Here is a 26,954-nt window from a genome sequence, read left to right as displayed (position 1 = left end):
CATTTGCTGTGTTACGCTCGCCGCCAAAATACTCATTTGCGAAAAGTAAACTCCGTTTTTGGCGGCTTCGCAAGTCTTGCAACTGGCACTTTCTGAACAGACACGCATATTGTAAAAATTGTTTGCGAGTTTATAGACGAGCTCTAATTTATGAACATTATTCGTTTTGAGCCGTTAAAGAAACTAATTTTGCAGCGATTATTGTATTCAATGAGTACGGTATAAAAAGCATATTTTTGTCAAAATCAAGGCGTTTTAAATTTTTGTACCGGAATTAACTCATTGTTAATGAGGATGTAAAAATTTAATACAACATAGAGTTTGGCAACAAAGATGTTTTTTAGACCGGGCTCATTCAATACTTAGTTAAACTTTTTTAATAGATAAGACTGCTTCTCAAAGAGCTATTGTCTGTCAAGGTCGGGGCAAATTGATTTCTGTGGGTTCCGGAGGTTGTCAATTCCTGTCGTTATTAAACCTTCCCCGCCTTTAATGGTCAATTAAAACTGTATGTAATTCGCAAGCCCCCGATGATACCGGGGCAGGCATTGCAACTGGCACTTTTTGAACAGTCACACATATTGTGAAAATATTTTATGAGTTTATAGACAATAGTCCGTTAATTTTTTTAAACACCTTATATTCAATTGGTTATATCCAAGGGGTTTGTTTTGATAAAATGCATGTTTTCAACGCGATACGAATCATCTTATATCTTAAATCTAATAATCTAACAATCTATTGTATTAAATATTAATGAAAAGGAAATTTTGGATATTTTTAGCTGCCACCGGAATAATTTTGACCGGTTTTATTGTAATGTTTGTTTTGTTTTCGCTCAAGGAAGAGTCAAAAAAAACACCAAAGCCTCAGGTTGATGTTCATGTTAAAGCCAGACAGGTTGAATATAAAGATATGCAGGCTGTTATTACCTCTTCAGGACGATTGCATGCTTTTAATGAAGTAGTTGTGAATTCCGAGGTATCCGGGCGATTAAAAGAAGGAGAGGTCCCTTTTCGCAACGGGCAAAAGTTTCGTGAAGGGCAGGTCATTGCAGTTGTGGAGAATCCTGAATTTCCTCTGAGCCTCAAAGCCCGGAAAAGCAGATTTCTTCAAAGTGTGGCTGTTATTTTACCCGATCTTCGGCTTGATTTTTCGGAATCCTTTCCGCGCTGGCAGGAGTTTTTTGAAAACGTAGACATTGAAGAACCTTTGCCTGACATGCCAAAACCCGAATCATCAAAAGAGCGGATATTTCTGTCTTCCAGAAGTATTATCAGTGATTATTACTCTATTCTTGCCGATCAGGCCAGGCTGGAAAAACATTATATCCGGGCACCATTTTCCGGTGCATTTAATAATGTTGCCCAGGACCCGGGCGTTGTGGTGAATCCGGGAACCCAACTGGCCACTATAGTTCGTACCGATCTTTATGAACTGGAAGTTCCGGTGATTTTGGATGAAGTTAAGTTATTGTCGGTTGGCGATTCAGTTTCAGTTTCTGCAGAATCATCGTCTGCAACCTGGAAAGGCAGGGTAAGTCGTATTGCTTCTGTTGTTAATCCTTCTTCTCAGGCGGTTAGTGTTTTTGTTTCTGTACCCGGCGGTACGGGCTTATATGATGGTATGTACCTGACTGCAGAACTTTTCGGAGAAATGATCCCTGAAGTCATGGAAATGCCGAGAAATGCTGTTTTCAATAATAACCATGTTTATGTGGTTGAAGAAAAGAGATTGATAGAAAAACCAATAGAAATCGTTAAGCGAAATGATAAGACCCTTTTCCTCAGAGGATTAAAAGAAGGGGAAGAACTTGTTGTTGAGCCGCTTCTTAATGTAACCGGAAATCCAATCTATAAAATTCTTCGATAAAACTATATGCGCAAACTGATTGAAACATTTGTAAGATATCCTTTTTATGCCAACCTGTTTATTGTTGTTATTGTTATATCGGGGATTTACGGATTTCTGCAATTAAAAAAGTCGTTTTTTCCCGAACGTGAGACCCGTCATATTTATGTTACGGTAAGCTATCCCGGGGCCAGTCCAAAGGAGATGGAGGAAGGCATTACGGTTCGTATTGAACAAGCCATTCGCGGATTGGTCGGAATAAAGGAGATTAATTCCACCTCGCGCGAAAACTTCACCCAGGTCAGTATTGAAACGACCGGTGAATACGACATTGACGAGGTACTTCAGGAGGTAAAAAATGCGGTTGACGGGATATCAAGTATGCCGGTTGATGCAGAAAGACCCATCGTTTTTAAGCAACGGTCTACATCGCCTGCCATACGACTCGGTCTATATGGTGAGGCCGACATGTTGCGGCTCAAAACGCTGGCCCAGAGGATAGAGGATGATTTTCTCGAAAGCGGCCTGATGAGTCAGATAAATATCGGTGGTTATCCCGCTCTTGAAATAGCCGTGGAGGTGAAAGAGGAAGTATTGCTTCGTTACGGCCTTACCCATACCGACATCAGTAATGCCATCTCCAGGAATAACCGGGATGTGTCGGGGGGCCAGTTACGTAGTGATGAGCAATATCTGATTATCAGAGCACGGAACAGAACCGTCGATCCGGATGAGATTGCTGATTATGTTGTTACGGCCGATCCTAACGGAAGACTAATCAGAATCCGGGACCTGGGAAATGTTTATTTGCAATTTTCAGAAACCCCCAGCGGCGCCTGGCTTAACGGGAAAAGAGCGCTGTATATTTCTGTGAATAAACTGATTACCGAAGATTTGGAGGCCATTTCAGATTATGTTACCGATTATGCCGAAGAATTTAACAGAACCCATGACGATGCGGAACTGATTGTTACTTTTGACTTCCTGGACCTGTTGAATTCACGTCTTCATCTTCTTTACCGGAATGGGGGTATCGGACTTTTGCTGGTAATAATCATTCTGGCATTTTTTCTCAGTTTCCGGCTTTCCATGTGGGTGGCATGGGGTATTCCGTCATCCTTCCTCGGAATGTTTATAGTAGCCGGCATGTACGGTGTTACTATCAACATGATTTCTCTTTTCGGGATGATACTTGTGGTTGGGATTCTGGTAGACGACGGTATTGTCATTGCTGAAAATATCTTTTCACATTTCGAAAAAGGGAAATCACCCCGTAAGGCAGCTGTAGATGGTACTATGGAAGTACTTCCGGCAGTTATTACGTCGGTAACGACTACTATTTTGGCTTTCTTCCCGCTGATGCTCATTCAGGGAAATATGGAACACATGGGAGAGATGGCTTTTGTGGTGGTGGCCAGCCTTGCTTTTTCTCTTATTGAAGCATCACTTGTGTTGCCGGCCCACATTGGGTCACCGCATATTTTACAACGAAAGAAAGATGCCGTTAATTTCGGAAACCGGTTTCGTGATCGGCTGGAGCGTTTTATTTTATGGATGCGGAACCGTTTATACGGTCGTCTTCTTGCATTCATACTCCGGCACCGACACATAGCCCTGGCAGTGCCTCCGGCTTTGATATTGGTTACCATTGGATTGTTTGGCGGCGGATTCATTGCTTCCACCTTTTTCCCCAATATTCCGCCCGATAGTTTCAACGTGAATGTTGCGTTTACCCCGGGGGAAGGAGAAAAGCAGACCTACGAGTACCTCGTGGACTTTGAAAAAGCCGTTTGGGAAGTAAATGAAGAACTTAAAGAGGAATATAACGATACGTCAAATTTTGTTAATTATACCTATCTGGTGATGGGAAATGCTTTTGACGGCGACGAAACCGGAACACATGCCGGCCATATTGCCGTTAATTTACGAAACCTTGAGAATAGTGAGATCTCTGCATTTGATATTGCGACACGGGTAAGGGAGCATATAGGAAAAGTACCTGCTGCCGATAAGTTTTCCGTAGCCGGTCGCAACCGGTGGGGTGAGCCCGTTTCGATCAGTCTGATGGGCGATAACCTTGAAGAACTGGACCATGCACGTGATTTCTTGCTCGATGAGCTTGAAAATATACCGGAACTAACCGATGTGGTTGATAACGAGGCTCCCGGCGCCCAGGAGGTACGAATAAAACTAAAACCTAAGGCTTATTATCTGGGCCTCGATATGTTTACCATTATGACCCAGGTTCGGAACGCTTTTTTTGGCGCTCAATCACAACGATTGCAAAAAGGGAAAGACGAGATCAGAGTATGGGTGCGCTACCCTCCGAATGATCGCGAACAAATTGGCCAGTTGGATGATATGAAGATTAAGACGCTTCAGGGTGAATACCCGTTGACCGAACTGGTAACATATAATCTTGAGAGAGGCCCCGTGGCCATTCAGCGTTTTAATGGCAAACGTGAAATGCGTATTGATGCCGATCTGGTTGATCCTTATGAACCAATTCCGCCAATACTTGAAAAAGTGAGTAACGAAATAATGCCACAGCTGCAATCCCGGTATCCCGGAGTAAGTTATTACTATCAGGGACAGCAAAAATATGCTGCGGAGTCACAAAACGAGATTACCAAATATTTTATTCCGGCTTTCGGAATTATAATGGTGTTGATTATGTTTCACTTCCGGTCGTTCGGACAAGGGACGGTTGTTTTGTTAATGGTTCCACTCGGATGGATTGGGGCGGTTTGGGGCCACGGCATACACGGTATTCCACTCTCCATGCTGAGTGTTTGGGGGATGGTAGCACTCTCGGGGGTTATTGTAAACGATGCTGTCGTGTTTTTGCAGAAGTATAATAATTTGCTCGAAGAAGGGTATACGGTAAAAGAGGCTGCCTTTGAAGCCGGACTGGCAAGGTTTCGTCCGATCGTACTTACCACGCTGACCACAACGCTTGGTTTGTATCCAATAATATTAGAAACCAGCCGACAGGCACAATTTCTGATTCCTATGGCTATGGCTCTGGCTTACGGTATCTTGTTCGGTACGGCATTTATCCTGATGTTCTTCCCGGTTATTATAATGGCGCTTAATGATGTGAGGGTCTTGCTCAAGTGGCTGATGACCGGCCGTCGACCATCACCTGAGGAAGTGGAAAAAGTTAACGTATTTAAGAAGCGGTCCATAGAATAGGTATTATGGTCCGGAGCCGGAGGAGTTTGCTCAAATCAGCCCTGCTGCTTTGCTCCGTTAAGAATCCTCCGGATATATTTTGAATTTTACTATATGAACCGGCGGACTCAATCTGTCGAAAACAAAACAAAAACATCGTACCAGTGAAACAAATCATCACATTTCTGATTATAGCTTTGTTTTTAGTTTTGCCTGTGGCAGGGCAGAACAACGACAATGCCTATTCCCTTGATCAACTCATTGCTGAAGCGCTTGAAAATAATTATGATATAAGAATTGGTGAAGCTGATCTGGAAATTGCAGGGCTTAATAACTCCATGGGCAATGCCGGCATGTTACCAACCCTCAGATGGGAGAGCTCTGTGAATAACAGTTTCAGCGATCGTTACGGCGAAAATAATCAGTCGAGTTCGCTTCAAAATGGTGTGCAGTTGAACTGGGTTTTGTTTAATGGTTTTTCGGCTCACATTCGTAAAGATCGCCTTGAAACGATGGAACAGTTGATTGGAGGTAATCTTGCCCTGATTGTTGAAAATACTATCCAGGCGGTGGTGATGGCTTATTATCGGACACTTTTTGCTGAGGAACAGTTGGCGCTTTTTCGGGAATTAATGGAATTGTCGGGCGACCGGCTGCAATATGTAGAAGAACGGGTTGATTTGGGGGCGGCCACCAGTTACGATGCCCTGCAGGCACGAACGGCTTACTTATCCGACAAAGCTGCATTCCTTGAGCAGGAGGTTGCTGTACTGAGTGCTCTGCGCGAATTAAAATACCTGATCGGGATGGATGAATCGGAGCCACTTGAATTATCCGGGGATTTGAGTTTTGAAGCACCCGATTATATGTTGGATGAATTATTAAGCCAACTTGAAAACAGTAACCGGAGCATTCGCAATCAATATTTGAACCTGGCAATGCTTGAGCAGCAGAAAATACTTGAAAAGCGTTCCCGTTTTCCATCGTTAAGTACAACCGCGGGAGCAGGTCATAATGTACATCCCGAATCTTTAAACAGTGCTGCTGATGTCCCTGGTTTTTCCGATGGTTACTTTTCTTATTATGTCAATTTTTCCCTGAGTTTCACGCTTTTTGACGGCGATCGTATTAACCGAAATATCCAGATAGCACGGATGGAAGAAGCCATTGGTCAGACAAATCTTGAGGAAATGCGGCATCGTCTGAAAAATCGGCTTCTTAATTTGTATGATACCTATCAGGTTCGTCGGGAACTTGTGGAAGTGGGGAAGGAAAATATGGAGACTTCGCTGGTAAATATGGAGCTAACCGAAGAAAAATTCCGGGCAGGGGCCATTAATTCTTTTAACTACCGCGATGTTCAGTTGAATTACTTACAGACTTCCATCAATTATTACCGCTACATCCTGAACCTTATTGATACCCATACCGAACTGGTGCGCATTACCGGCGGTATTGTGGAAGAGTATGAGTAGGGGCAGAGGGCAGAGGGCATGGGGCAGAGGGCATGGAGCAAGGGGCAGAGAGTAAAAAGGTAAGAAGGGTTTTCAATGACCAATTATCAATGACCAATTATCAATTATCAGTTATCAATTGACAAATTCTTGCAAAGCAAGCGGCGGAGCCGGTCGAACAAACCCCGAACCAGCACCCAGCAACCAGCACCCAGTAACCAGCAACAAGCACCCAGCAACCAGTAACCAGCAACAAGCACCCAGCACCCAGAATCTTTACAATTATCCATTGACCTAATGACCATTTGACCAATCAACCAATCACCCGAAATCAAACATTTCCCTCTCCAACGCAAAAGCCCGAACTCAAAGCCGGGAACCCGGAACTCTGTCCCCTGTGGGGAATCAGGGCCTCAAAAAACAAAAGCCCCGGTCAGGACTTTTCCTGCCGGGGCTTCTCTTCAGGCAACTTCACTTCCTTCAAAAACCCAAAGATAGAAAGCGTTTACTTGCAATCGCACTCACCGCCGCAGCTGCACTCATGCGAATCATCGTTTTTACAGCCACAATTGCCTCCGCAGCTGCATTGATGTTCCTGTACATTTCCGGCGTAAGTGTAACCCTGTGAAGTGTTTTGAGCATTTTGTTGTCCCATATTTTAATTTGTTGAATTTGATTCATGACAAAGTAAAGGACAAAAATTGAAAAAATCAAGACAAAATTGTCCGAAATGTGAAATAATTACATTTTTTTATTTTTTTTGGTTTTTTTGAAATGAATTATTATGTTTGTCATCATTAATTGATTAAACCTTTATGCCAAACCTTTAATTCCTTAACTATGAAGCAAACTCTACCCCGCTACTCCTTTTTTGTTTTTTCTCTTCTTATCTTAACTATTTGGGCAGATTTTTCAAAATCAGAAAATCTAATATCCAGGCAGAGAAAAAATTTACAGTTGATCACGGTTTTTTCAGCCGATGATGCTCACAACTTTCAATTAATTCCGTTTAATGAAGATGCTCAGTCTTCAATTAATGAGATTATTGATGAGATTCAAAAAGGAAAGAATTTCTCGCTCAGGGATATTCCTGATCTTTCGGAAGAAGCACATCGTGAATTAATCAGGAGACTAACAAAGCTTTTATCTGAAACAAACGACCCGGCTGCTCGTCTGCGAATTTACAGATTTGTTTATTTAAGCGGCATCAAATTTACCCGAAATGCCAATCGTGTTGTTTATTTTCTGGTGAATAGAGGAATAAGTGATTCCAATATAGGGAATCGAAAAAGTGTTTGTGCTTTCTTAAATGGTTTTAATTCCCGTTTTTTCCCGCCTCCTGTTAAAAATATGATTGCGTCCTACGTCATAGACGGTGATGCGCCTTTTGAGGAAATTACCTGTTTATCGGCTCGTTTGGGATTAACTGATCTTGTTCCTCACTTCAGGCATCTTCTGATATCAAATGAACTTACTCCGGGAAAAGAATGGACGATAAAAATTGCTCTCGGAAGGCTTGGCGATTCTGAGGCAGCAGATTGGTGTGTCGATCAGGTGCGGAGAATCGGAATGAACGATCTGGTTGTCAATGAGCTTGTGCCTGACCTTGTTTTCATGAGGTACAAACCGGCCATCGATTTTCTGTTGAAAACAATTATGGACGATGAAAAAAATTGTTCATCGCCAAACCCCGACAGTGATGTGAAAATCAATTGTGCCTATCGCCTCATTGAATTTGTTGCTTCCGTTATCGTCGATTTCCCGGTAAGTGTAGATGAAGAGGGGGAATTATTAACTAACGATTACAACGAAGCCACCGAAGGGGTCATTGTCGGGTTGTTGTGGTTCCTGTGGGAATTATTAACTAACGATTACAACGAAGCACTCGAAAAGGTGCGCTTATGGATTGAGGATATTTCTTTTGATTATTCTCTTGAAAATATTGATTAATGAATTTAATATATATGTTACTTTATATATATTTGTTACCTCTAATATAACAGATTCGATTATCCAAACCAAACCCTTGTTAATGAACTCCTTGATACCAGTCATCAGATTAATTATTCTTGGCGCAGTTTTCCTCTTTTTGTCATCTTTTAATAAAAACGAATATAAGGAAGGGGCTATCCGTCGTTTCGAAAATGTCGAATTGTAGGAGAATACTTTTGATAATTCAACAAGCATTGAACAAAATTCCGTCACAGATGACAATTCTTCATCGCATCCTTTCGACCGGATATTAGAAAAAGTAATTGAAGAAGATCGATTTGTTGATAAACTGGATTCGGCAAGTTTTTTTACGCTTCCTGTGGGTGTTTCGGTTTTTGACGGTGCATACTCCCTGGTTGTGTATGAATCGGCTGTTTATTCCGATCACGCGGAGTTTAATGCTTTTTTGACCATAACTAACCCGTTGGATGGGAAAAAAATCCGCTTTCATGCATCTGACGTTACTTATTCTTTTTCAGGGGGAATCTCATCTTTTCGCCTTGAATTAACAGAATCAATTAAGACCAATTTATTCAAACATGCTTCACTTATCTGGAAGACTGGCACATACGCCCAATGGGATTGTGACGGTTTTAATCACATCGGGCTAAATGCCAGGTTGGAGTTGGACAGTGAGAATTTTGTGCAGGTAAATCCTTTTACCGGAGAAGAAACCGGAAGTATTCAAAATGACTTCTTTATAACTTTAAAAGACATTAATAATTTTGTTTTTGACATAAGCATTCCGACTTTTAAAATCAGAGGTTTTGATGAGGCATATTTTGAATTTAACCATGCAGTATTAGATTGCAGTGATTCCCGGAATGCTCCTGCTTTTCAGTTGCCAAAAGATTATCCGGGAGGGTATGAGGGTGAAATGGCAAAACTTTGGCGTGGCGTTTATGCAAATGAAGCAAAAGTATACCTTTCAAAAAAGTTTCAAAATAAAAACAGCTACGCACCGGTTTCATTTGCTGCCAAAGGTTTGTTTATAGATGATTTCGGGTTTACAGGCGTTATTGAAGCCAGAAACGTATTATCTATTGGAGATGGCAATATTGGGAGCTGGCCGTTTTCTATTGATGAATTCAGTCTTGGTTTTTTTGTCCGGTTCCTTTCAGGCATTAGGGCTCAGCGGAGATGTAAAACTGCCTGGAACCGGCTCAGTCCTTGATTATGATGCTTTCTTCGATGTAAATGGGACTTATCATTTTGGCATTTCTCCTGTTAAAAATATTGATTTCAATGCTTTTACTGCAAGGATGGAGCTCTATTCAACTTCCCGGATAGAAGTTTTCGTAGAAAATGGGAAATTTGTTCCTACGGCCTTTTTGGATGGGAATATAACATTCCGGACAACTAAATCGGGAAACGAAGATGAGCTGATTAATCTTCCGAATATTGAATTTCAGGGAATGCGCTTTTCTACTGCCCCCGAATATTTCGACGTGGAATATCTTGCCGTGGAGGGTATTGAAAGTTGTAAACTGGTCGATTTCCCTGTCACCATTTCCGGCATCAAACTGGAAAAAAGAGGAAACCTTGTTGGTTTTGCTTTCGATGTAAAAGCGAATTTATCGCCTGTTGATGGTGCCGGAATCAATGGAGAAGGCGAATTTTCTGTTCTGGCGAATATTTCTGCTGATTCGTGGCGATTCGAAAAGCTCGATATAGGATATTTTGAAGTGGATGCCTCAAAAGAAGGCGCTTTTACTATTAATGGACGGCTCGAATTATTTAATGACGATCCTGTATATGGTGATGCCTTTTACGGGAATATTGAGGCCAGTTTTGCCAACACTTTTAGCAGCTCCGGGGATTTAAAACTTAAAGTAGCCGGCATGTTCGGGAATTCCGACTTTGGCCGTTACTTTTTTGTTGATGCATTTATAGCTCTGGGTAGTGCATCTGTGCCTGCTCCTCCTTTTATTATTAACGGTTTTGGAGGTGGTCTAAGCTATGGGATGAAAAGAACGTTTCAGGCGGATGTTCCCGGAACCCAAACCATTTCTTCTGTTTCCGGTGTTAATTACCTTCCCGACAGGAATACCGGATTAGGAATAAGTGCTGCCCTGCAGGCCGGAATAGTGAATGAAGCTTTGGTAAAAGGAAACATCAATTTTGGAATAACCTTTAACCGGCATGGTGGCATAAATCAAATCAGTTTTTATGGTGAAGCTGCTATGATAGCGCCCGTTGAAGCGTTAACCGCTGCTGAAATGAAACAAATGAGCGGGGCGGTGGCAAATGGAGAAACGCCCTCCCTTGAAACAACTACGCCAATGAAGGCATCTGTAAGAATGTTGATGGATTTTCAGCAGCATACCTTTGATGCAGAATTGGAAGTCTGGCTAAATATTGCAGGTGTTTTCAAAGGAGTGGGCCCCAATAATCGCGCAGGCTGGGCATCCTTCCATCACGAACCCGGCAAGTGGCATTTGCTGGTCGGAACCCCTGCTGATCCTGTCGGTGTGGAATTTGTCGGTTTGATTAAATCCAGGAGTTACTTCATGGCGGGGCATGACCTTCCGGCCGCCATGCTGATGAATGATAAAGTACTCAGAATTTTGGGGATGACGCAGGCCGATTTTAATGGTCAGAGAGGTGAAAATGAGTTGATTAAAGGTGACGGACTTGCTTTCGGGACCAATTTTGAACTGAGCACTGGCGATCTGACTTTCCTTATTTTCTATGCATCACTTGACCTTGGAGGTGGTTTTGATATTATGCTGATCGATTATGGGGATTATGCACGATGTGAAGGTAGATCAGGTTCGGTAGGTATTGACGGCTGGTATGCCCGGGGACAGGCTTATGCCTATTTTGCTGGGAAAATTGGTATTAAAGTCAGGATTTTCGGCAGACGAAAAAAATTCGACATAATTAATCTCCAAACGGCTGCTGCTATGCGTCTTGAAGGACCAAACCCTACATGGATGATGGGTGTTGTCGGAGGGCGATTCCGTATTTTGGGAGGATTGGTTAGTGGTCATTGCAGATTTAAAGCGAGTATTGGGGATAAATGTGAATTGAGGACAGCTCCGGAAGAATTGTCTGATATGACAATCATAAGTGGTTTAACACCCACCGATGAGGCTGATGAAATAGATATTTTCACGCTGCCCCAGGCGGTATTTAATATGCCGGTGGGAAAAGAGCTGAAAATTTCAGAGGATGAAGATTTATCCAGAGAGTTCAGAATTAATCTCAGAGAGTATTCTGTCTATGCAGGGGAACGAAGAATTGAAGGGGAAATAGAGTGGAATCCCGAAAAGACGACACTTGCCTTTACACCGACTACCATTTTTGATCCGCTAACAGAGTATAAGGCCATTGCAAAAGTCAGTTTCGATGAAAAGGTTAACGGACGATGGCAACAATATCAGGATAAAAACGGAGAACTCTATGTTGAAACCAAAGAAGTTACTTTTAAAACGGGGAAATTACCCGACCGGATTCCTTCCGATTATGTGGAATATACTTATCCGATTGACCGGATGGTGAACTTCTATCCACAAGAGCATCCGCAGGCTTATTTTATATTCAAATCCGATCTGGCTCCTTTCTTTTATGATGTTGACGGATGGGAACAAAAGGTTCGTTGGTTCCCTGTGCACGGAGGCATACCTGTTTATACCGACTTTACATACCATCCGGATAAAAAGGAGGTTGTGACAAATGTTCCGTCCGGCCTCCTGAACGAAACCTTTTATCGTTTTGAATTGGTTAATGTGCCTCTTTCTAATAATAATGCTGTCGACAGAAATGTTTCCGAACAAACGGAAAGGACTGTCTCTGAAAGTGATAGCTCTTTTGCCGATATTACAACCAGGACAGCAACCGGGGTTATATCAGAACAGGAAGAGAAAGTATTTTACGATATAGATTTTAGAAGCAGTAAATACAATAAATTTCTGGATAAGATTCCGGGGAATGAGATGAATGTCCGTTTCTTGTTTAATTACAGTGCCGGAATCGATTTCCCGGGAACTACAATTTATGACAACGAGCTGTTTGATGCCTATGAGATTAGCGGAGGCGATGGTTTCGGGCCCCTGATCAGGCGTACCGCTCAATTGTCGGGAGCCGACTGGTATCAAAAGCATATCTTCCCGTTATTGTATGAAGGCTATCCATGGCACAGGGAAGCAGTGGTAGAACGTGATGAGTCGGAATATGGGATACCTCCTCAGCATCCTGTTGATATATGGCAGATCGATTTCAATTATACTTTAACCGATACTGACATTGAGACCGGAACCTTAAGCAATGAAGCTGAGTTTGCCCATCTTTTATATGTTGTGCCAAAGGTTTGGGCTTCAGATTTTTCGGAAATCCGAAACAACATAGCGCAGCATGTCAGAAGTGACAGAACAGATAAAATGAAAGAATTATTAAGACGGGATATTTGGCCACAGGTTGATAAGGGGACGTATCCCGTTAAGCTTGAGTATGTGCTGCCCGGTAAGAATAAAGTATCCAGTTCCGGAATTGTTGATTTGAATAATCTGTTTGATGTTACTCAGGTTGAAACATTTACGAAATAGTGTCTGTCCATAAAGTACCATTTGCTGTGTTACGCTCGCCGCCAAAATACTCATTTACGAAAAGTAAACTGCGTTTTTGGCGGCTTCGCAAGCCTTGCAACCGGTACTTTCTGAACAGACACACATATTATGAAATTTTTTGCGAGTTTATAGACGTAATATTCCGTTAAGCTTTTGCGAAACGTTGCAAACCAACTGTTTACACACAAAGAGGTTTGTTGGTTAAAATACAGTATATCTAGGTTGTACGAAACGAGCATGGCAAGGTTTTCCACAACAAGAATATGTATAAATGCTTGATGCGAGTTCCATCAGACCAATAACTTATAGTTAATTTATACTGATGAATTATCTTACATCTTATATCTAAAAATCTAACAATCTATTGAGACACGCACTAAATAGTAAAATATATGGTTTTCATTAATCTTCTGAAAAAATATTATCAAACAGCCATTGGTATTACCGTCTTTTGGATATTGAGTTTTCCGGCTTCGGCTCAAAACCATAAAGATCAACTTCGTTTACTGGCAAGGCCGTTGCCGGATTCCATCCTCTTGCGGTGGGCTCCTGTAACTTATCAACTCTGGCTTTCGGGGAATAATCATGGCTATATGGTGAGCCGTACCCTTATATTGAAGGATGGAGAATTAATAGACAATCCGGTGCCCGAGCTGTTAACAGAAAAACCCCTGAAACCCGCTCCTCTTGAGATGTGGGAACAACCGGCAGAACATAACGATTATGCAGGAGTGGCTGCACAGGCCATATATGGCGATGATTTTGAGGTGGAGGCCGGCGATGGTGCAGGAATGGTGGATATTCTAAACCGGGCTACAGAACAGGAATCAAAACTGGGTTTTGCTTTATTAGCTGCCGATATCAGTCCGCAGGTTGCAAAGTTGTCGGGGCTTTGGTTTACCGACAGCGATGTAAGACCGGGTGAAAAGTACCTCTACAAAGTTTGGCCGGTACATCAGCCCGGAGGAGAAGTTACGGATACTTCCTATTATTATACTGGCGTTGATGAGTATCGTACTTTGCCGGCTCCAACCAATGTTATGGCAGATCCCGGTGATAAAAACGTTACCCTGACATGGGAAAAATCTTTACAACAAGGTATCTATACAGGGTTCTGGATCGAGCGGTCGAGTGATGAGGACAATGGTTTTAAAAGACTTAATAAATCTTTGCTGGTCAATACCACACCCGAAGGATATGATGAAATTAACTATCATTACTATCTGGATTCATTACCCGATAATCATCGCGATTATTTTTACCGGATTATTGGTGTTTCTCCTTTTGGCGAGGAGGGACCGCCTTCATTGGTGGTAAAGGTAAACGGGGAAAAAAAATTAAGTATGCCCCGCGTATCGTGGCAACGGATTCATCTCCCGAAGGTGTCAGCCTGACCTGGGAAATGGAGGAGACAGACAATGTGGATGGATTTCGTATTTACCGCTCTAAAAAGTTTAAAGACAATTATGAGATACTTGCCGACAGTTTATCCGTCATTCAGCATTCTTTCCTGGACCAATCGCCCTTGCCAACCGGTTATTATCGCTTGCAGGCTTATAATAGTGATGGAAACAGCCCGTTAAGTACGCCAAAAATGGTTCAGATAATAGATTCGATTCCTCCTGCGGTACCAACCGGACTTAAAGCTGAGGTAGATTCACTGGGGCATGTTTATCTGAAATGGAAGGCCAATGCCGATTCCGATGTTTTGGGTTATCGCATCTTTCGCGCTAATGCGCGCCACGAAGAGTTTTCACAGCTAACCGGGAGTACAGTTTTAACAAATAACTACACCGACTCAATAAATATTAAAACGCTTTCGAAGAAAGTTTACTATAAAATATTGGCAGTTGACCAACGGCAGAACTGGTCGGGTTTTTCAGAAATTCTTGAAGTGAAACGACCAGATGTGGTACCACCTGCATCTCCCTTGATTACTTCGATAAATAGTACTTCAGATGGCATTGAACTAGAGTGGAATAAAAGTCCCGGTGACGATGTCATGTGGCAACTTATATACAGAAACAAGGAGGGAAGCCGCGATTGGGAGTTAGCAGAAAAGTTGACTGCAGAAGCTACAACTTTTAAAGATTCCCTTGTAACGCCTGATGTGCTGTATCGTTACCTTGTTATGGCGGTGGATAGTGCAGGGAATGAATCAAAACCGGGTAAGGCGGTTGGGGGGAGAATGAATTTACCCAAAGATGTCCTATGGATAGTGCCTGAAATGGAATACAATAAAAAGGAAAAAGTTCTTCGTCTTATTTGGACAAAGCAGGATATTGATTTATCCGGTTTTGGGAAGCTGTTGATTTACAGGAAGAAAAAATCATCCCTTTCGTCATGGGAAATGCTTAAAGTAACAGACCCTCTTGAAACTACAGTGCTTGAGGATTATATGATGCCTGAAGATTACGAATATAAAGGAAAACTATTGACCCGTTAACCATATGTTTATGAGATTTTTTACTATTAGAAAGATTCTTGCGCTTCTGTTTGTATCTACTCTCTTAATCCAGGGTAATGGTCAGGTTCCCAGTGAGTATGTAGGAGCGGGCTCAGTGAAATTTATTCGATTTTCTATTGCTACACCGGATAATCCCTTTACGGTTTATGAGTTAAACCTCTATTATGATGGATTACCAATTTGGGATGTTTATGAACACTATCCCTTTGACGATGCTTTTTTGAATTTTAAGTCCGATAAAATTATAGAAAATTATTCCCCTGAAAATTCATTTGGATTTCGGTATTATTATGATGATTATGTTGAAAGTATTTATTATTCAGGAGAAAATCAGGCAAAAATTGCAGGGAATGAAATCTATTATCATAATAGTGAATTAGCAGGTTATGAGCCAACTAATAGTTTTCCACCTACTGTTTCATTCTCTCAAATAAATACCCCTTTATTATTTCTTGAAGAAACATCAGATAAAAGATATTTTTGTGAATCAGAGTTTGTTGAGTTTGATGTTTTAACCAAGAATACAGAATTCTCCGGGATTACTTATTCTTACTTAGATGCCCCTTTCTTTAGGGCATCCTTACAAGTTGCTTTGGCCACTGCGGGAGATGAGGGGTGGATTACTATTAAAGAAGATCTCATTCCGGGAACTATTTCTTTTTCTTCATTATATATAAGAGATGAGTGGTATGGTCTGGAATTAAAGTTTCGGATTAAACAGCATATGAGAACAATTCCTTATCAATGTATAAGTTTAGGAATGACCGGATTCAATAATGAAGCATCATTAGAAAGTTCTTTGCCGGATTACTACTCCGAACCAATCACAGGTTTCTATTTCCTTGAAAATCCCGACATAACCATCCCGTCAGTTACTCAACCAACCTGTTACGATTCAAACGATGCAACCATTACAATAGGGAATATTCCCGTCAGTAATGAAGAAAATCAGGTTCGTATTAACCTGATCAAATATTTTGAAGAACCTTCCACTCTCAGTGATTACGGTCAGGTCAAAAATATTGGAGATACCTTGTTCTGGGTTGATCAGATTACAGATTATTTTGATGTTCCTAAGGGGCAAAATAGTTTAGCAATAGACCAAAATAAAATAAGCAATGAAAACTTTAAGTTGACTTCGGGCTATTACGGTATTGAAGCATTTTATACGGATGGTTCAGCTTCGGGTTTGTGTTATAAAGATACAATCATATATATTGAAGAAAAAGAGCCATTAAAGCTTGGGTTGGATGTTCAAAATTATTCCACTTCAGGTGGAAATGAGCAGTTTCAAATTCCTGTACATGGAGGTAGTATAACAATTGGTGGAACAATTAACGGGAATCAGGGCGGATATACTGTTTTTTATGAGGATGAGAATGGAAACAGTAAACCTTTTGCTTTTGACGATACCCGATTAGGAGCGGGGAAATATACTTTTTTTTGCTGAGGATGATGCCGGATGTCAAAGTAATACTGTTTCTTTGAAATTAAATGAACCTGGCCCTATTAAGATTGATACCACTTTTTACTTTCCAAAATGTAATAGTGCAAATTCAGACACCAAAAGTCTTTTTACAGGGAGCATCGAGTTTTTAATTGAATCCGGGGGTATTCCGGATTTCTTTGCTAAATGTGTTAATAATGAAACCAATGACACTACGGTTATCGATAGCTTTGGTCAAATAGAAATACAAAAATTTTCAGAATTAGAACCGGGGGCATATACCCTTAAAATATGGGATAATGGAGATACAGCAAGGGAAAGAGCACCGGTGTTTTCCAAAGATTTTTTTATTTCTGAAAAAGCAGAAATGACATTTACAGCTACTCCTACAAATGTTAGTTGTAAAGGTGGTACCGATGGTTCCATCGCATTGCAGGTAACGAATGGAACCCCGTCATTTTCATTTACTGCAACAGGTGGTAATTCAGGAAGTTTCCAGGGAAATTCAAGAGCTCATACTATTGAGGGTTTAGGTTCAGGGGAATATACGGTTACTGTAACCGATAATAATGGCTGTAAAGCAACTGAGGATTCAATGATTAACGAACCGACAAAATCTCTGTCTATAGAAAGTATCGGTTCTACTTCCGATACCTGCGATTTAGACAATGGTTCTCTGACATTTGAAGTTTCCGGTGGTTGGGATAACAAGATTTATGAAGTCACATTATCCGGATCAAGTCTTGATAGCAACAAGATTGAGCATATTGAAGCAGGCTCAACTGATAAATCCGTTACTTTTAGTGATTTGCCTGCCGGAACAGATTATATAGTGACCGTTACAAACGATGGTTCATGCGAAACTTCACGGAACAACCTTACTGTTGTTGAGTATAATCCGCTAAATGAAATAAAAATTTCACAAAAAAGTCAGGCATCATGCAATGCTGTTAATGATGCAGTTTTACACGTTGAAAATACTCATTTATTAGGTGAAAGCTATACACTCAAAATTGACAATGTACAGTATTTTTTAGACGGTGAGGGAGATATTACTGATCTTGCTTCCAAATCTTCGGCTATTTTAGAAATAACAGATACCCTCCGTGGCTGTGTATTTAATACTACCCTGAATATAACAGGGATTCCCCCTGTCTCTATCGATACAATTGAGTCTATAATTAATCCTTCTTCATGTGCAACTGCGTCTAATGGTTCTGTTCATGTTAGAGGGGATAAGGGTCGTGGAGGATATAAGTACAGATTAGAGGGGGAGGATGAATTTAAGGAAGACTCTGTTTTTGTGGGAAAATCTTCCGGAAGATACAAAATTTATATTCAGGATAGTGTAGGTTGTGAGAACTTCCATATTTTCAAAGTTCCGCACAATGAAAATCCTATAAGCATTGAAACAATTACTCCTCAGAATGCTTCTTGTGAAACGTCTGAAGACGGTGCGATTTTGCTTGAGAATATAACCCACAATGAGGAACTTGATCTTATTCTTGCATGTAAGAGAGGAGGTGAAAATATTATTCCTGAAGATAATTTGGTTACTTATGGTGATGACCGCGAAATCCTGAATCTTGCATCGGATGATTATATTATTACTTTAAGTGATGAGAATAATTGTTCACTGGATACGACAATTAACCTTAAGCATAATAGTTATTCACCTTCTTTTACCCCGTTAATTATTGATTCAGTAGCCTGCTCAGGTAAAAATAACGGTCGCATCTCGATCCATTTAGAACAAGCCGGGGACTACAGTTATGAACTGTTTCAGGAGCCGGGTTCTGCAGAGGACCCTGTTGATAGCGGATCGTTTTCTGACACAGATTCATTTATTATTGATGGTCTTACCAACAATCCCGACTATGAAATAAGGGTAACCGATGGAAAAGGATGTATTGGTACAAAGACATTTAAAATGCCTGTAATCAACAATTCTCTTTCCTTGTTTACTGAACCCGTTCCGGCGTCCTGTGAAGAGGTAAGCAACGGAGAGCTACATGTCTCAGCAGAAGGTGGATATCCTTTTGATGGAGGAAAGTATAAGTTTTCTTACGAAAAGAATTCCAGCGGGGAATGGGTGTCCAGTATATCCGGAAATTGGATTGTAAAAGAGCTTGCCGTTGGAGATATTCTTGAAGTAAAGGTGGAGGATAAATATGGGTGTGTGAATGAGGGTGAACTACAGGCTATCCCGATAAAAAACAATCCGACTGAGATAATTAACATCAAAGGCACGAATCCTGCATGTATCGGTGCTGCTTCCGGAGTACTCGATGTTGATATGCAATGGACACCGGAAACAACCGGTTATGAGTATTCTCTCTTTTCTCTGAATGATCGTTTTGAGTGCGTTGATACGATAACTGGTACGCTTGATGAAAACAATCCGTCAATTGGCAACCTGAGCAAAGGGAAATATGAACTGAAGGTAACAGATTCCGACGGTTGCTCCGATGTTTTTGGGGGCGTTGAACTCTTCGATCCGGATTCTTTAACTGTAAGTGTTGATCATAACTACATTCGTGTTAAGGATGAAAGCACCGGTGAATTTACGATGAACATCAGAGGGGGGAACAACAAGTATGAGGTTGGCTGGATAACTGTTCCCGAAGGAAATGTTTTTGACAATACCACAATTATAACCGACTCGGTTTTTGCTGTCGAAAACCTGTCTGCCGGTAATTATATGCTGGCTTTACGGGATACGGCAAACTGCCCCTATTTTGAAGGAGAGTCGTGGTTTACTCGTGAGATTGAGATCGCTGAACCGGAAAAGGCTTTAAGCATTGCAACCGACAATGTGATTAATGTGAGTTGCAACAAGTATAACGATGGCAGGATAGAAGTTGAAGCTGAAGGAGGCTGGGGGCCTTATTCTTATTCAATTAATGGAAATGAAAGGAACTCTTCAGGCATTTTTGAAGGTCTTCCGGCAGGAGAATATTCAATAGAGGTAACCGATACTGCCGGTGTTTCCATTAATGAATCCTACCGGATTACCGAACCGGATACTTTGAATATCCTGATAGATAATGTACGTGATGCAACTTGCCCACTCTATGCAAACGGTCGGGTTGAGGCAACCACGATCAATGGAATTGATGACGGGAACGGTCTTCATTATCATATTGAGAACATTGATGATCAGTCTGTCATTTTAGGCGAAAAATATGATGACCGGGAATATGATTTTCATGAATTGCCTAAGGGTAATTACGAATTATTTGTTACCGATGCACATAATTGTTTTGCGTCAAAGACTTTCGCTGTTGATGAACCCGATACGGCTATTATCACGTACCGGCACAACTACATTCGGGCAAAAGGTGACAATACGGGAGAAATAGCTTCCGAAATATCGGGCGGAAATGGTGTCTTTGATTACAAATTGTTTAAAACCGGTGATTCCATGCCTTTCTCTGAAGGCCGCACTTCGGGAAACATTGCGGTTGACTCTCTTTTTGCCGGTAGTTATACCTTAATGGTCAGAGATACAGCGGGATGTATTTATGAGGATGAAGAGTGGATGATTCGCCGAATATCAATTGCTGAACCCGATACCGCATTGCATTTCGATATAAAAGAAAACAGGGCGGTGAGTTGCCATGGTTTAGAAGATGGTGTGCTGGAAGTAACTCCGGTTGGCGGATGGGGTCATTATCTGATTCGGATGAATCAGGGAAGCTTTGATGAAACCAGGCTGTTTGATAATCTGGATGCAGATGAATATACCATAACGGTAAGAGACAGTGCCGGTGTTGAGTTTTCGGAGGTGATTACTGTATCAGAGCCCGACACGCTAAGGGCCATATTGGCCAAAAAAACAGATGTTGCTTGTTTCGGCGATAACACCGGCGGGTTCTCTTTGGATATTTCAGGGGGAAATTTGTCTTACCTGATCTCTGTTGACGGTGAAAACTGGGTAGAAGGAAGCAGAATGAGTAATCTTCCGCGGGGATTGTTTGTCCCTCATGTCAAAGATACTTTAGGATGCTCTGTTGTTTTAGATGCTGTTTTTATTGATCAACCCGACAAAATTTCCCTTGTAAAAGATTCTGTTGTAAGGTCCCGATGTTCTAATAACGAGGGAAGCATTTTTGCTTCATTCGAAGGCGGTGTCGGGGAATTTAATTATGAATGGTTTAAAGATTCTCTTTTTTCTGATGGTAATGTTGAGCAGGTGTTGTTGGAAGGAGAAAATATGCATAATATTGACAGCCTTTATTCAGGTCGATATCAGATAATTGTTACGGATGAAAACGAATGTAGCATCCCGTTTGAGTTCTTTGTAGACGATATTTCTGATTTGACCATCGATTCCATCGAAACCAAAGATGTATGGTGCTGGGGCGATAGTAACGGGGAGGCTGTCGCTAATGTCAGCAAAGGCAATCCGCCCTACTATTATACCTGGTCTGAAAATGTAGGCAATTCTTCAGGGACTCTTGCCAGTGACATTCCTGCCGGGGATCATCATTTGCTTGTATCCGATTCCAAAGGTTGCAAGGCCCATCGTGCGTTTTCGATAGGAACTCCTGACAGTGTTTATTTTGATACTTTGTCGTTTAATCATCCATTGTGTCTGGGAGGTCGCAAAGGGAATATTGAGATAGAAGGAACCGGTGGAACTCCCGGGTATACATATCAATGGACTAACGGCGCATCTGCTTCTCGTCTGGATGATCTTGATCCGGGTTCTTATTTAGTGACAATTACCGACAGCCATAATTGTTCGTCAACATTTGCTTTTGATTTGGATTATGAAAGAACTCTGCATCCGTATATTGGCTCCGATACTGTCATTTGTCATTATGATGAACTGATTCTCGACGCAGGAGATTACAGTCGTTTCAACTGGAGTACCGATAATGGTAATGTGGCATCAACCCGAAGGTTAACGATAAATGATCCCGGCAGTTATTATCTGATGGTAGAAGATGCCGACAATTGCCTGGGATTCGACACGCTGACGCTTGATGTGAGTACATTGGAAATAGCTGATCTGACCGTGAACGATGTAACCTGTGCCAATGCTGCTGATGGAAATGCAGCCGTCGAAATAAATTCAAGTGACGAGAATTATTCTGTCATCTGGCCTGACGGGACCGGAGAAAACTCATTTACCGGTCTTTCCGGAGGTAATTACAATGTTCGTGTTGAGAATTCTCTGGGGTGTTTCGATCTTCGGAGTTTTACTGTTTCCGAACCGGAGCCCTTATCATTAATGGCTTCAATTTCTGAGCCTTTATGTTATGGTGTTTTCGACGGGCAAATTGATGTGACAGCCCTGGGAGGGAACGGCGATTACAGATATGTGTGGTTGCATGGCCCGACAACATCATCGCTTAAAAGATTAGATGCCGGGGCATATTCTTTAATTGTATCGGATGAAAAAAATTGTTCCATTACAGATACTTATGAGATAGAATATCAACGCACGTTATATCCGCAACTGGGAGATGATTTAACACTTTGCAGTGAAGCTGCCGGTTATCTGACTCCTGGCAGTTTTGAAGGTTACAGGTGGTTTTTTGAAGGTAAGGAAATAAGTAACGATAGTAGTCTGATAATTGAAGATGCCGGAAGTTACATTGTTGAAGTAAGTGATGAAGACGATTGTCTTGCCTATGATACTGTTGTTGTTAATGAACAGCACTCCGAATTGTTACCTGAATTTCTTATGGCAACCAGTGTGCCATTGGGCGATACCCTTATGATTGTGGATGTTACCACGCCAAAACCTGCCGGATTGGAATGGGCATTTTCGGGTAGTTACGAAATTGTTGAGGAGGGAGACTATTACTGCGAAGTTATTTTTAATGAAGAAGGGATTCATTTTGTAACACTTAGTGCTCTGATGGATCAATGTTTAGGACAGGCAAGGAAACAGATATTGGTAACCCCCGAAGCTCCAAAATCTGAGGGGATAAAGGATGTCGGTGGATCGGCTTCAATATTTAATTCGATGAAGGTATATCCAAACCCGACTGATGAGGTTTTTCGAGTTGATGTTGAACTCAAAGAAGCGGCAAGTATCAATCTTTATCTTGTTCATTTACAAACCGGTCAAATACTGGAAAAAGACAGGTTGTCCGGGTTAAGTAAATACACAAAGGAATATAATATCACGGGTACCGGTCAGTTTGTGGTATTCGTTGAGTGCAGGGGAGAACGCCTGATGCAAAAGGTTATTGTGAAATAGAAGAGCCATTCATGAGTCCACACCTAAAAGTCTTTTTTTGCCAATCTTATTGTTGAAGGAAATTTTTAAATCCTCATTAACAATCAGTTAGCTTCGATTCAAGAATTTCCTGCCCCGGCTTTGACAAAAATAGCTCTTTTAGGAGCAGACTCATTCATAAAAAACTAAAATTCTGTGTTTTTGACCTTAATACAAACAATGCGAAAGATAATTTTTTCAGTTCTTTTTATGTTCGTTTTTTATAATACATACGTTTCTGGCCAGCAGCTTGATAAAATAGGTCAGGAAGGGGAGATAAAAGTTGACGGCGGAATTTCGGTTGATCAGGTTTACCGGGAAAACACCTCGCACTACGGAAATCCCTGGTCGACTGTGGCAACAGGTCGTCTCAACGCTTCTCTATACGGTCTTTCCATTCCAATGTCGTTTACATGGTCAAATGAACAATGGACTTATACACAGCCGTTTAATCAGTTTTCTCTGAGTCCTTCCTATAAGTGGGTAACAATGCACCTGGGGTGGTCTTCGATGAGTTTTTCTCCTTATGGCCTTAGCGGACATAGTTTTGCCGGTGTGGGGATAGAAGCCGCTCCCGCGGATAAGTTTACTTTCAGTGCAATGTATGGTCGATTGCAGAAAGAGCTTCCCGGCGACACCGTAAGGGGCTACGATCCGGCTTACCGCCGAACCGGTACAGGAATAAAAGGCGCTTATAATTTTGACAGAGGGGAAGTAAGTATGTCATTTTTTTATGCTGCCGACGACACACACAAACCGGTTGAGTATATTGACAGCCTGGGTATTACTCCTAAAGAAAACCTGGTTTTCTCCACCCATGTAAATTATAGAATAACAGATAATCTTTCTGTTATTGCAGATGTGGGCATCAGTAATTTAAGTAACGACCGGCGCTATAGCGGTGCTACTGATTTTGATGGTGCAGCGACATCTCGTTATCACGCAGCCAAAACGTCGCTTAGTTATAGTACTTCAATCGGGAGTATCGGAGGAACCGTTGAATATGTGGAACCCGGCTATGAATCGTTAGGTTCGTATTATATGGTTAACGATTTTGTCCATTATACCCTGGATGTCGCCACTTCTCTTTTTCAGGGACGGGTGACGGCAGCAGCGAATGGTGGCATTCGACAAAACAATCTTGATGATCAGAGCGATTCGGATACCAGGGATGTTGTTACCAATATTTCTATTGGGTTTAGCCCGTCGGAGCGATTGATGTTTAATTTGATGTATTCCAATTATTCCAGCTACACTCATATACAAACCCTTTTTGATGAGGTGGAGGCACAAACAGAATATGAGCTGATGGATACACTACGGTTTACGCAAATAAGTGAAAATGCAGGTTTGTCGGCCAACTGGCGGTTGAGTGATTCGGAAAGTGATACTCATGCTTTGATGTTCAATCTGGCTTTGCAGAAAGCATCTCAGTCACAATCCGATGTGCCTGAAAACACCAATACAACTTTTGTTAGTGCATCATCAGGTTATCAATGGTCTGCGAAACCTCAAAATTTATCGCTCGGATTAAACACGAATTACAGCAGAAATAAATCTTCCGACCAGATAAATGAGATGATGGGGCCGGTTTTGAGTATCCGAAAGTCCTTTTTTGAAAAAATATTGCAATCATCCCTTTCGGCAGCGTGGAATGGGACATACGTCGACGGAGAATCATCCGGAAGTGTATTCACTACAAGATTGAGTCAGTCCTGTACTTTGAAAAAGAAACACCGGTTTTCCTTGTCTGGAACCTATAACAACAGAAAAATAGATGGAAGTAACAAACAATATTATACAATTTCATTCCGGTACAGCTATAATTTTTCCTGGCCGGGGAAAGATACAAACTATGGGCAATGATCAATGATCAATTACCAATGACCAATGACTAATGATCAATGTGTGCGGTAAAAAAAGCATATTTTTTTCAAAATCATGGCGTTTAAAATTTTTGCACCGGAATTAACTCATTGTTAATGAGGATGTAAAAATTTAAAACAACACAGAGTCTGGCAACAAAGATGCTTTTTAGACCGGGCTCAATGAGCAATTACGAGTTTATGAACATCCAATAACTAAACACCAACCTATGAGAAACCGGTTATATATACTTTCATTTTTTGTTTTTCTTATTTCAACGGCAGTGGGCCAGGTTCATTACCCCATCCGTACCTATACCACCGTTAATCCGCCTGCACCCTGGTCGCTTGATGGTTTTGTTTCAATGCCGGGGAAGTTGAATCTTCAGGTGGTTGTTGATGATATTTCTTTGCAGGAACATCCTGTAAAACTGAGACTTTCAATTAAAGGAAACGGTATTCACATCTATACAAGACCCGATTATACTCCCGAGCCACTTTATCTTGATGGCGGGCTCACGGAAATACTTACCGGAGACGATCTGAGCGGGCTTTTCAATCCTCAATCTCTTATTTTTGAGGGATACAGTAAAAACCAGTACCGGCACAATGGTCGTCTGCCGGAAGGTGTTTATCGCATAGGATTCGATGTTCTCGATTATCATCGTGATGTGGTCATATCACGTTCTTTCCCGGCTCTTGTGATGATGTATCTGATACAGGCACCCCGTCTGGTTACACCCCGCGAAACGGAAGAAATCGATCCTGCCATGATGCCTGCAGTAAGGTTTTCCTGGATGACACAGGGAATTACCAATCCGCTTGCCGATGTTTTTTACAGGTTCAGGATATGGGAAATACGACCGGAGGGACGGGCAGCAGAAGAGATTATCCGAAGTTCAAGACCCTTGTTTCAGACCGAAACCCAACAGCGTTTTCTTCTTTATGATGCTACTCTCCCGGCTCTTGAATCAGGCCGTGAATATGCCTGGGAAGTAGAAGCCGTTGACAGGGCAGGAGAAGTTCTTTTTAAGAATGATGGAAAATCGGAGGTTTCTACTTTCAGATATGGACAAAAATGTCCTGTGCCATCTCCGTATATTACCGGCGTTACTTTTAATTCTGCTTCATTGCGGTGGAATTACGATTCGTCGGTGGGGCTTTATCATATTTTGCTCCGTAAAGAAGGAGAGGAGCAATGGGAGGAACTGACAACATCATCGGCGACTTACAAAATCCCGAACCTGTCGGAGTTTACACGCTATGAAATTAAAGTGAAGAGCATTTGTGATGATTGCGAAAGCGATGAAAGCGATGTGGTAAGGTTTAGAACCAACCGGAATGTAAATTATTCGTGTGGCACAGGTAGTGGAAACTTCGACCTCTCGAACCGAAACCCGCTTCCCGAACTACATCGTTTCGATACATTTAAAGCAGCCGATTTCCTTGTTGAAGTGGAGTCTGGTGAAGGAGGCAATGGAAGATTCAGCGGTGAAGGTTTGCTCATGGTGCCCTGGCTGAACTTTGTTAAGTTTAAAGTGCTTTTCGAAGATATTTCAATTAATACCGATTATCGGATGATCGACGGGGAGGTGACGCTTGTCTTTAATGAGGAAACAGGGATGGTGCTGAGTGAAGACGACTTTACCAAAGATCCGACGCAAACCCCGGATTATCAGGATGTAGATGTGGACGAGGCATTGAAAGAAGGAACCGATCGCCAGGTGTCTGTTGAAGGTGAAGTGGAAGATATTTCCATTGATGGTAATGAGATAACCGTAACAACGAAAGACGGAAAAACACAAACCATTTTGGCAAATGACAACGAAACGGTGGGTATATCTCCATCGGGCGGCGATCAGGCTTATGTTGCCGATACTTCTTCGGGCCGTGTATACAGC

13 protein-coding genes are annotated in these 26,954 nt (G+C 41.7%); 12 read left to right on the top strand and 1 reads right to left on the bottom strand.

Translation table 11 applies throughout. From position 1 onward, the window contains the following. Positions 1–756: 756 nt before the first annotated feature. The 3 genes from OQ5_RS0111820 (at position 757) to OQ5_RS0111810 (ending at position 6,500) form a co-directional block, all read left to right on the top strand. Positions 757–1,872, top strand: a complete 1,116-nt coding sequence (locus OQ5_RS0111820) for an efflux RND transporter periplasmic adaptor subunit (protein WP_016777689.1) — start codon at positions 757–759, stop codon at positions 1,870–1,872. Positions 1,873–1,878: 6 nt separating this feature from the next. Next, positions 1,879–5,046 (top strand): efflux RND transporter permease subunit, encoded by a 3,168-nt coding sequence (locus OQ5_RS0111815; protein ID WP_016777688.1) that lies wholly within the window; start codon positions 1,879–1,881, stop codon positions 5,044–5,046. A gap of 143 nt (positions 5,047–5,189) precedes the next feature. Continuing rightward, a complete protein-coding gene (locus OQ5_RS0111810; RefSeq protein WP_016777687.1) occupies positions 5,190–6,500 on the top strand; it encodes a TolC family protein in 1,311 nt (436 codons plus the stop codon). Positions 6,501–6,959: 459 nt separating this feature from the next. Here OQ5_RS0111810 and OQ5_RS0111805 read toward each other — a convergent pair whose 3' ends face one another. After that, the gene (locus OQ5_RS0111805; RefSeq protein WP_255297515.1) at positions 6,960–7,160 is read right to left on the bottom strand and encodes a hypothetical protein; all 201 of its coding nucleotides are present in this window, start codon (positions 7,158–7,160) and stop codon (positions 6,960–6,962) included. Positions 7,161–7,436: 276 nt separating this feature from the next. Here OQ5_RS0111805 and OQ5_RS0111800 point away from each other — a divergent pair, with 276 nt between their 5' ends. The 9 genes from OQ5_RS0111800 to OQ5_RS20975 form a co-directional block, all read left to right on the top strand. Then, positions 7,437–8,429, top strand: coding sequence for a hypothetical protein (locus tag OQ5_RS0111800; RefSeq protein ID WP_255297514.1), 993 nt, complete (start codon positions 7,437–7,439; stop codon positions 8,427–8,429). Positions 8,430–8,790: 361 nt separating this feature from the next. Next, positions 8,791–9,645, top strand: coding sequence for a hypothetical protein (locus OQ5_RS0111795; RefSeq protein WP_026055262.1), 855 nt, complete (start codon positions 8,791–8,793; stop codon positions 9,643–9,645). Continuing rightward, positions 9,554–13,018, top strand: a complete 3,465-nt coding sequence (locus tag OQ5_RS0111790; RefSeq protein WP_026055261.1) for a hypothetical protein — start codon at positions 9,554–9,556, stop codon at positions 13,016–13,018. The genes OQ5_RS0111795 and OQ5_RS0111790 overlap by 92 nt, the downstream gene beginning before the upstream one ends. A 413-nt stretch (positions 13,019–13,431) precedes the next feature. After that, on the top strand, positions 13,432–14,433 hold the full coding sequence (locus OQ5_RS0111785; protein WP_026055260.1) for a hypothetical protein: 1,002 nt from the start codon (positions 13,432–13,434) through the stop codon (positions 14,431–14,433). After that, the gene (locus tag OQ5_RS0111780; RefSeq protein WP_026055259.1) at positions 14,397–15,485 is read left to right on the top strand and encodes a fibronectin type III domain-containing protein; all 1,089 of its coding nucleotides are present in this window, start codon (positions 14,397–14,399) and stop codon (positions 15,483–15,485) included. The genes OQ5_RS0111785 and OQ5_RS0111780 overlap by 37 nt, the downstream gene beginning before the upstream one ends. A gap of 10 nt (positions 15,486–15,495) precedes the next feature. Next, positions 15,496–16,956, top strand: coding sequence for a hypothetical protein (locus OQ5_RS0111775; protein WP_141638879.1), 1,461 nt, complete (start codon positions 15,496–15,498; stop codon positions 16,954–16,956). Between the two features lie 34 nt (positions 16,957–16,990). After that, on the top strand, positions 16,991–23,170 hold the full coding sequence (locus OQ5_RS0111770) for a SprB repeat-containing protein (protein ID WP_016777683.1): 6,180 nt from the start codon (positions 16,991–16,993) through the stop codon (positions 23,168–23,170). 198 nt (positions 23,171–23,368) lie between these two features. Continuing rightward, positions 23,369–25,054: a hypothetical protein gene (locus tag OQ5_RS0111765; protein ID WP_016777682.1), complete on the top strand. Its 1,686-nt coding sequence runs from the start codon at positions 23,369–23,371 to the stop codon at positions 25,052–25,054. A gap of 229 nt (positions 25,055–25,283) precedes the next feature. Next, a partial coding sequence (locus OQ5_RS20975) for a fibronectin type III domain-containing protein (protein WP_016777681.1) occupies positions 25,284–26,954 on the top strand: 1,671 nt, incomplete at its 3' end.

Source organism: Anaerophaga thermohalophila str. Valhall (assembly GCF_000250735.1).
In the GTDB taxonomy this organism is placed as follows: domain Bacteria; phylum Bacteroidota; class Bacteroidia; order Bacteroidales; family Marinilabiliaceae; genus Anaerophaga; species Anaerophaga thermohalophila_A.
Note: the sequence above shows the minus strand (reverse complement) of the source record. Positions and strands in the feature narration are given on the sequence as shown.

Excerpts from the sequence above, each read along its gene's own strand:
- OQ5_RS0111765 (WP_016777682.1), top strand. The coding sequence starts at position 23,369 with ATGCGAAAGATAATTTTTTCAGTTCTTTTTATGTTCGTTTTTTATAAT.
- OQ5_RS0111785 (WP_026055260.1), top strand. The coding sequence starts at position 13,432 with ATGGTTTTCATTAATCTTCTGAAAAAATATTATCAAACAGCCATTGGT.
- OQ5_RS0111805 (WP_255297515.1), bottom strand. The coding sequence starts at position 7,160 with ATGAATCAAATTCAACAAATTAAAATATGGGACAACAAAATGCTCAAA.
- OQ5_RS0111820 (WP_016777689.1), top strand. The coding sequence starts at position 757 with ATGAAAAGGAAATTTTGGATATTTTTAGCTGCCACCGGAATAATTTTG.
- OQ5_RS0111775 (WP_141638879.1), top strand. The coding sequence starts at position 15,496 with ATGAGATTTTTTACTATTAGAAAGATTCTTGCGCTTCTGTTTGTATCT.
- OQ5_RS0111790 (WP_026055261.1), top strand. The coding sequence starts at position 9,554 with ATGAATTCAGTCTTGGTTTTTTTGTCCGGTTCCTTTCAGGCATTAGGG.
- OQ5_RS0111815 (WP_016777688.1), top strand. The coding sequence starts at position 1,879 with ATGCGCAAACTGATTGAAACATTTGTAAGATATCCTTTTTATGCCAAC.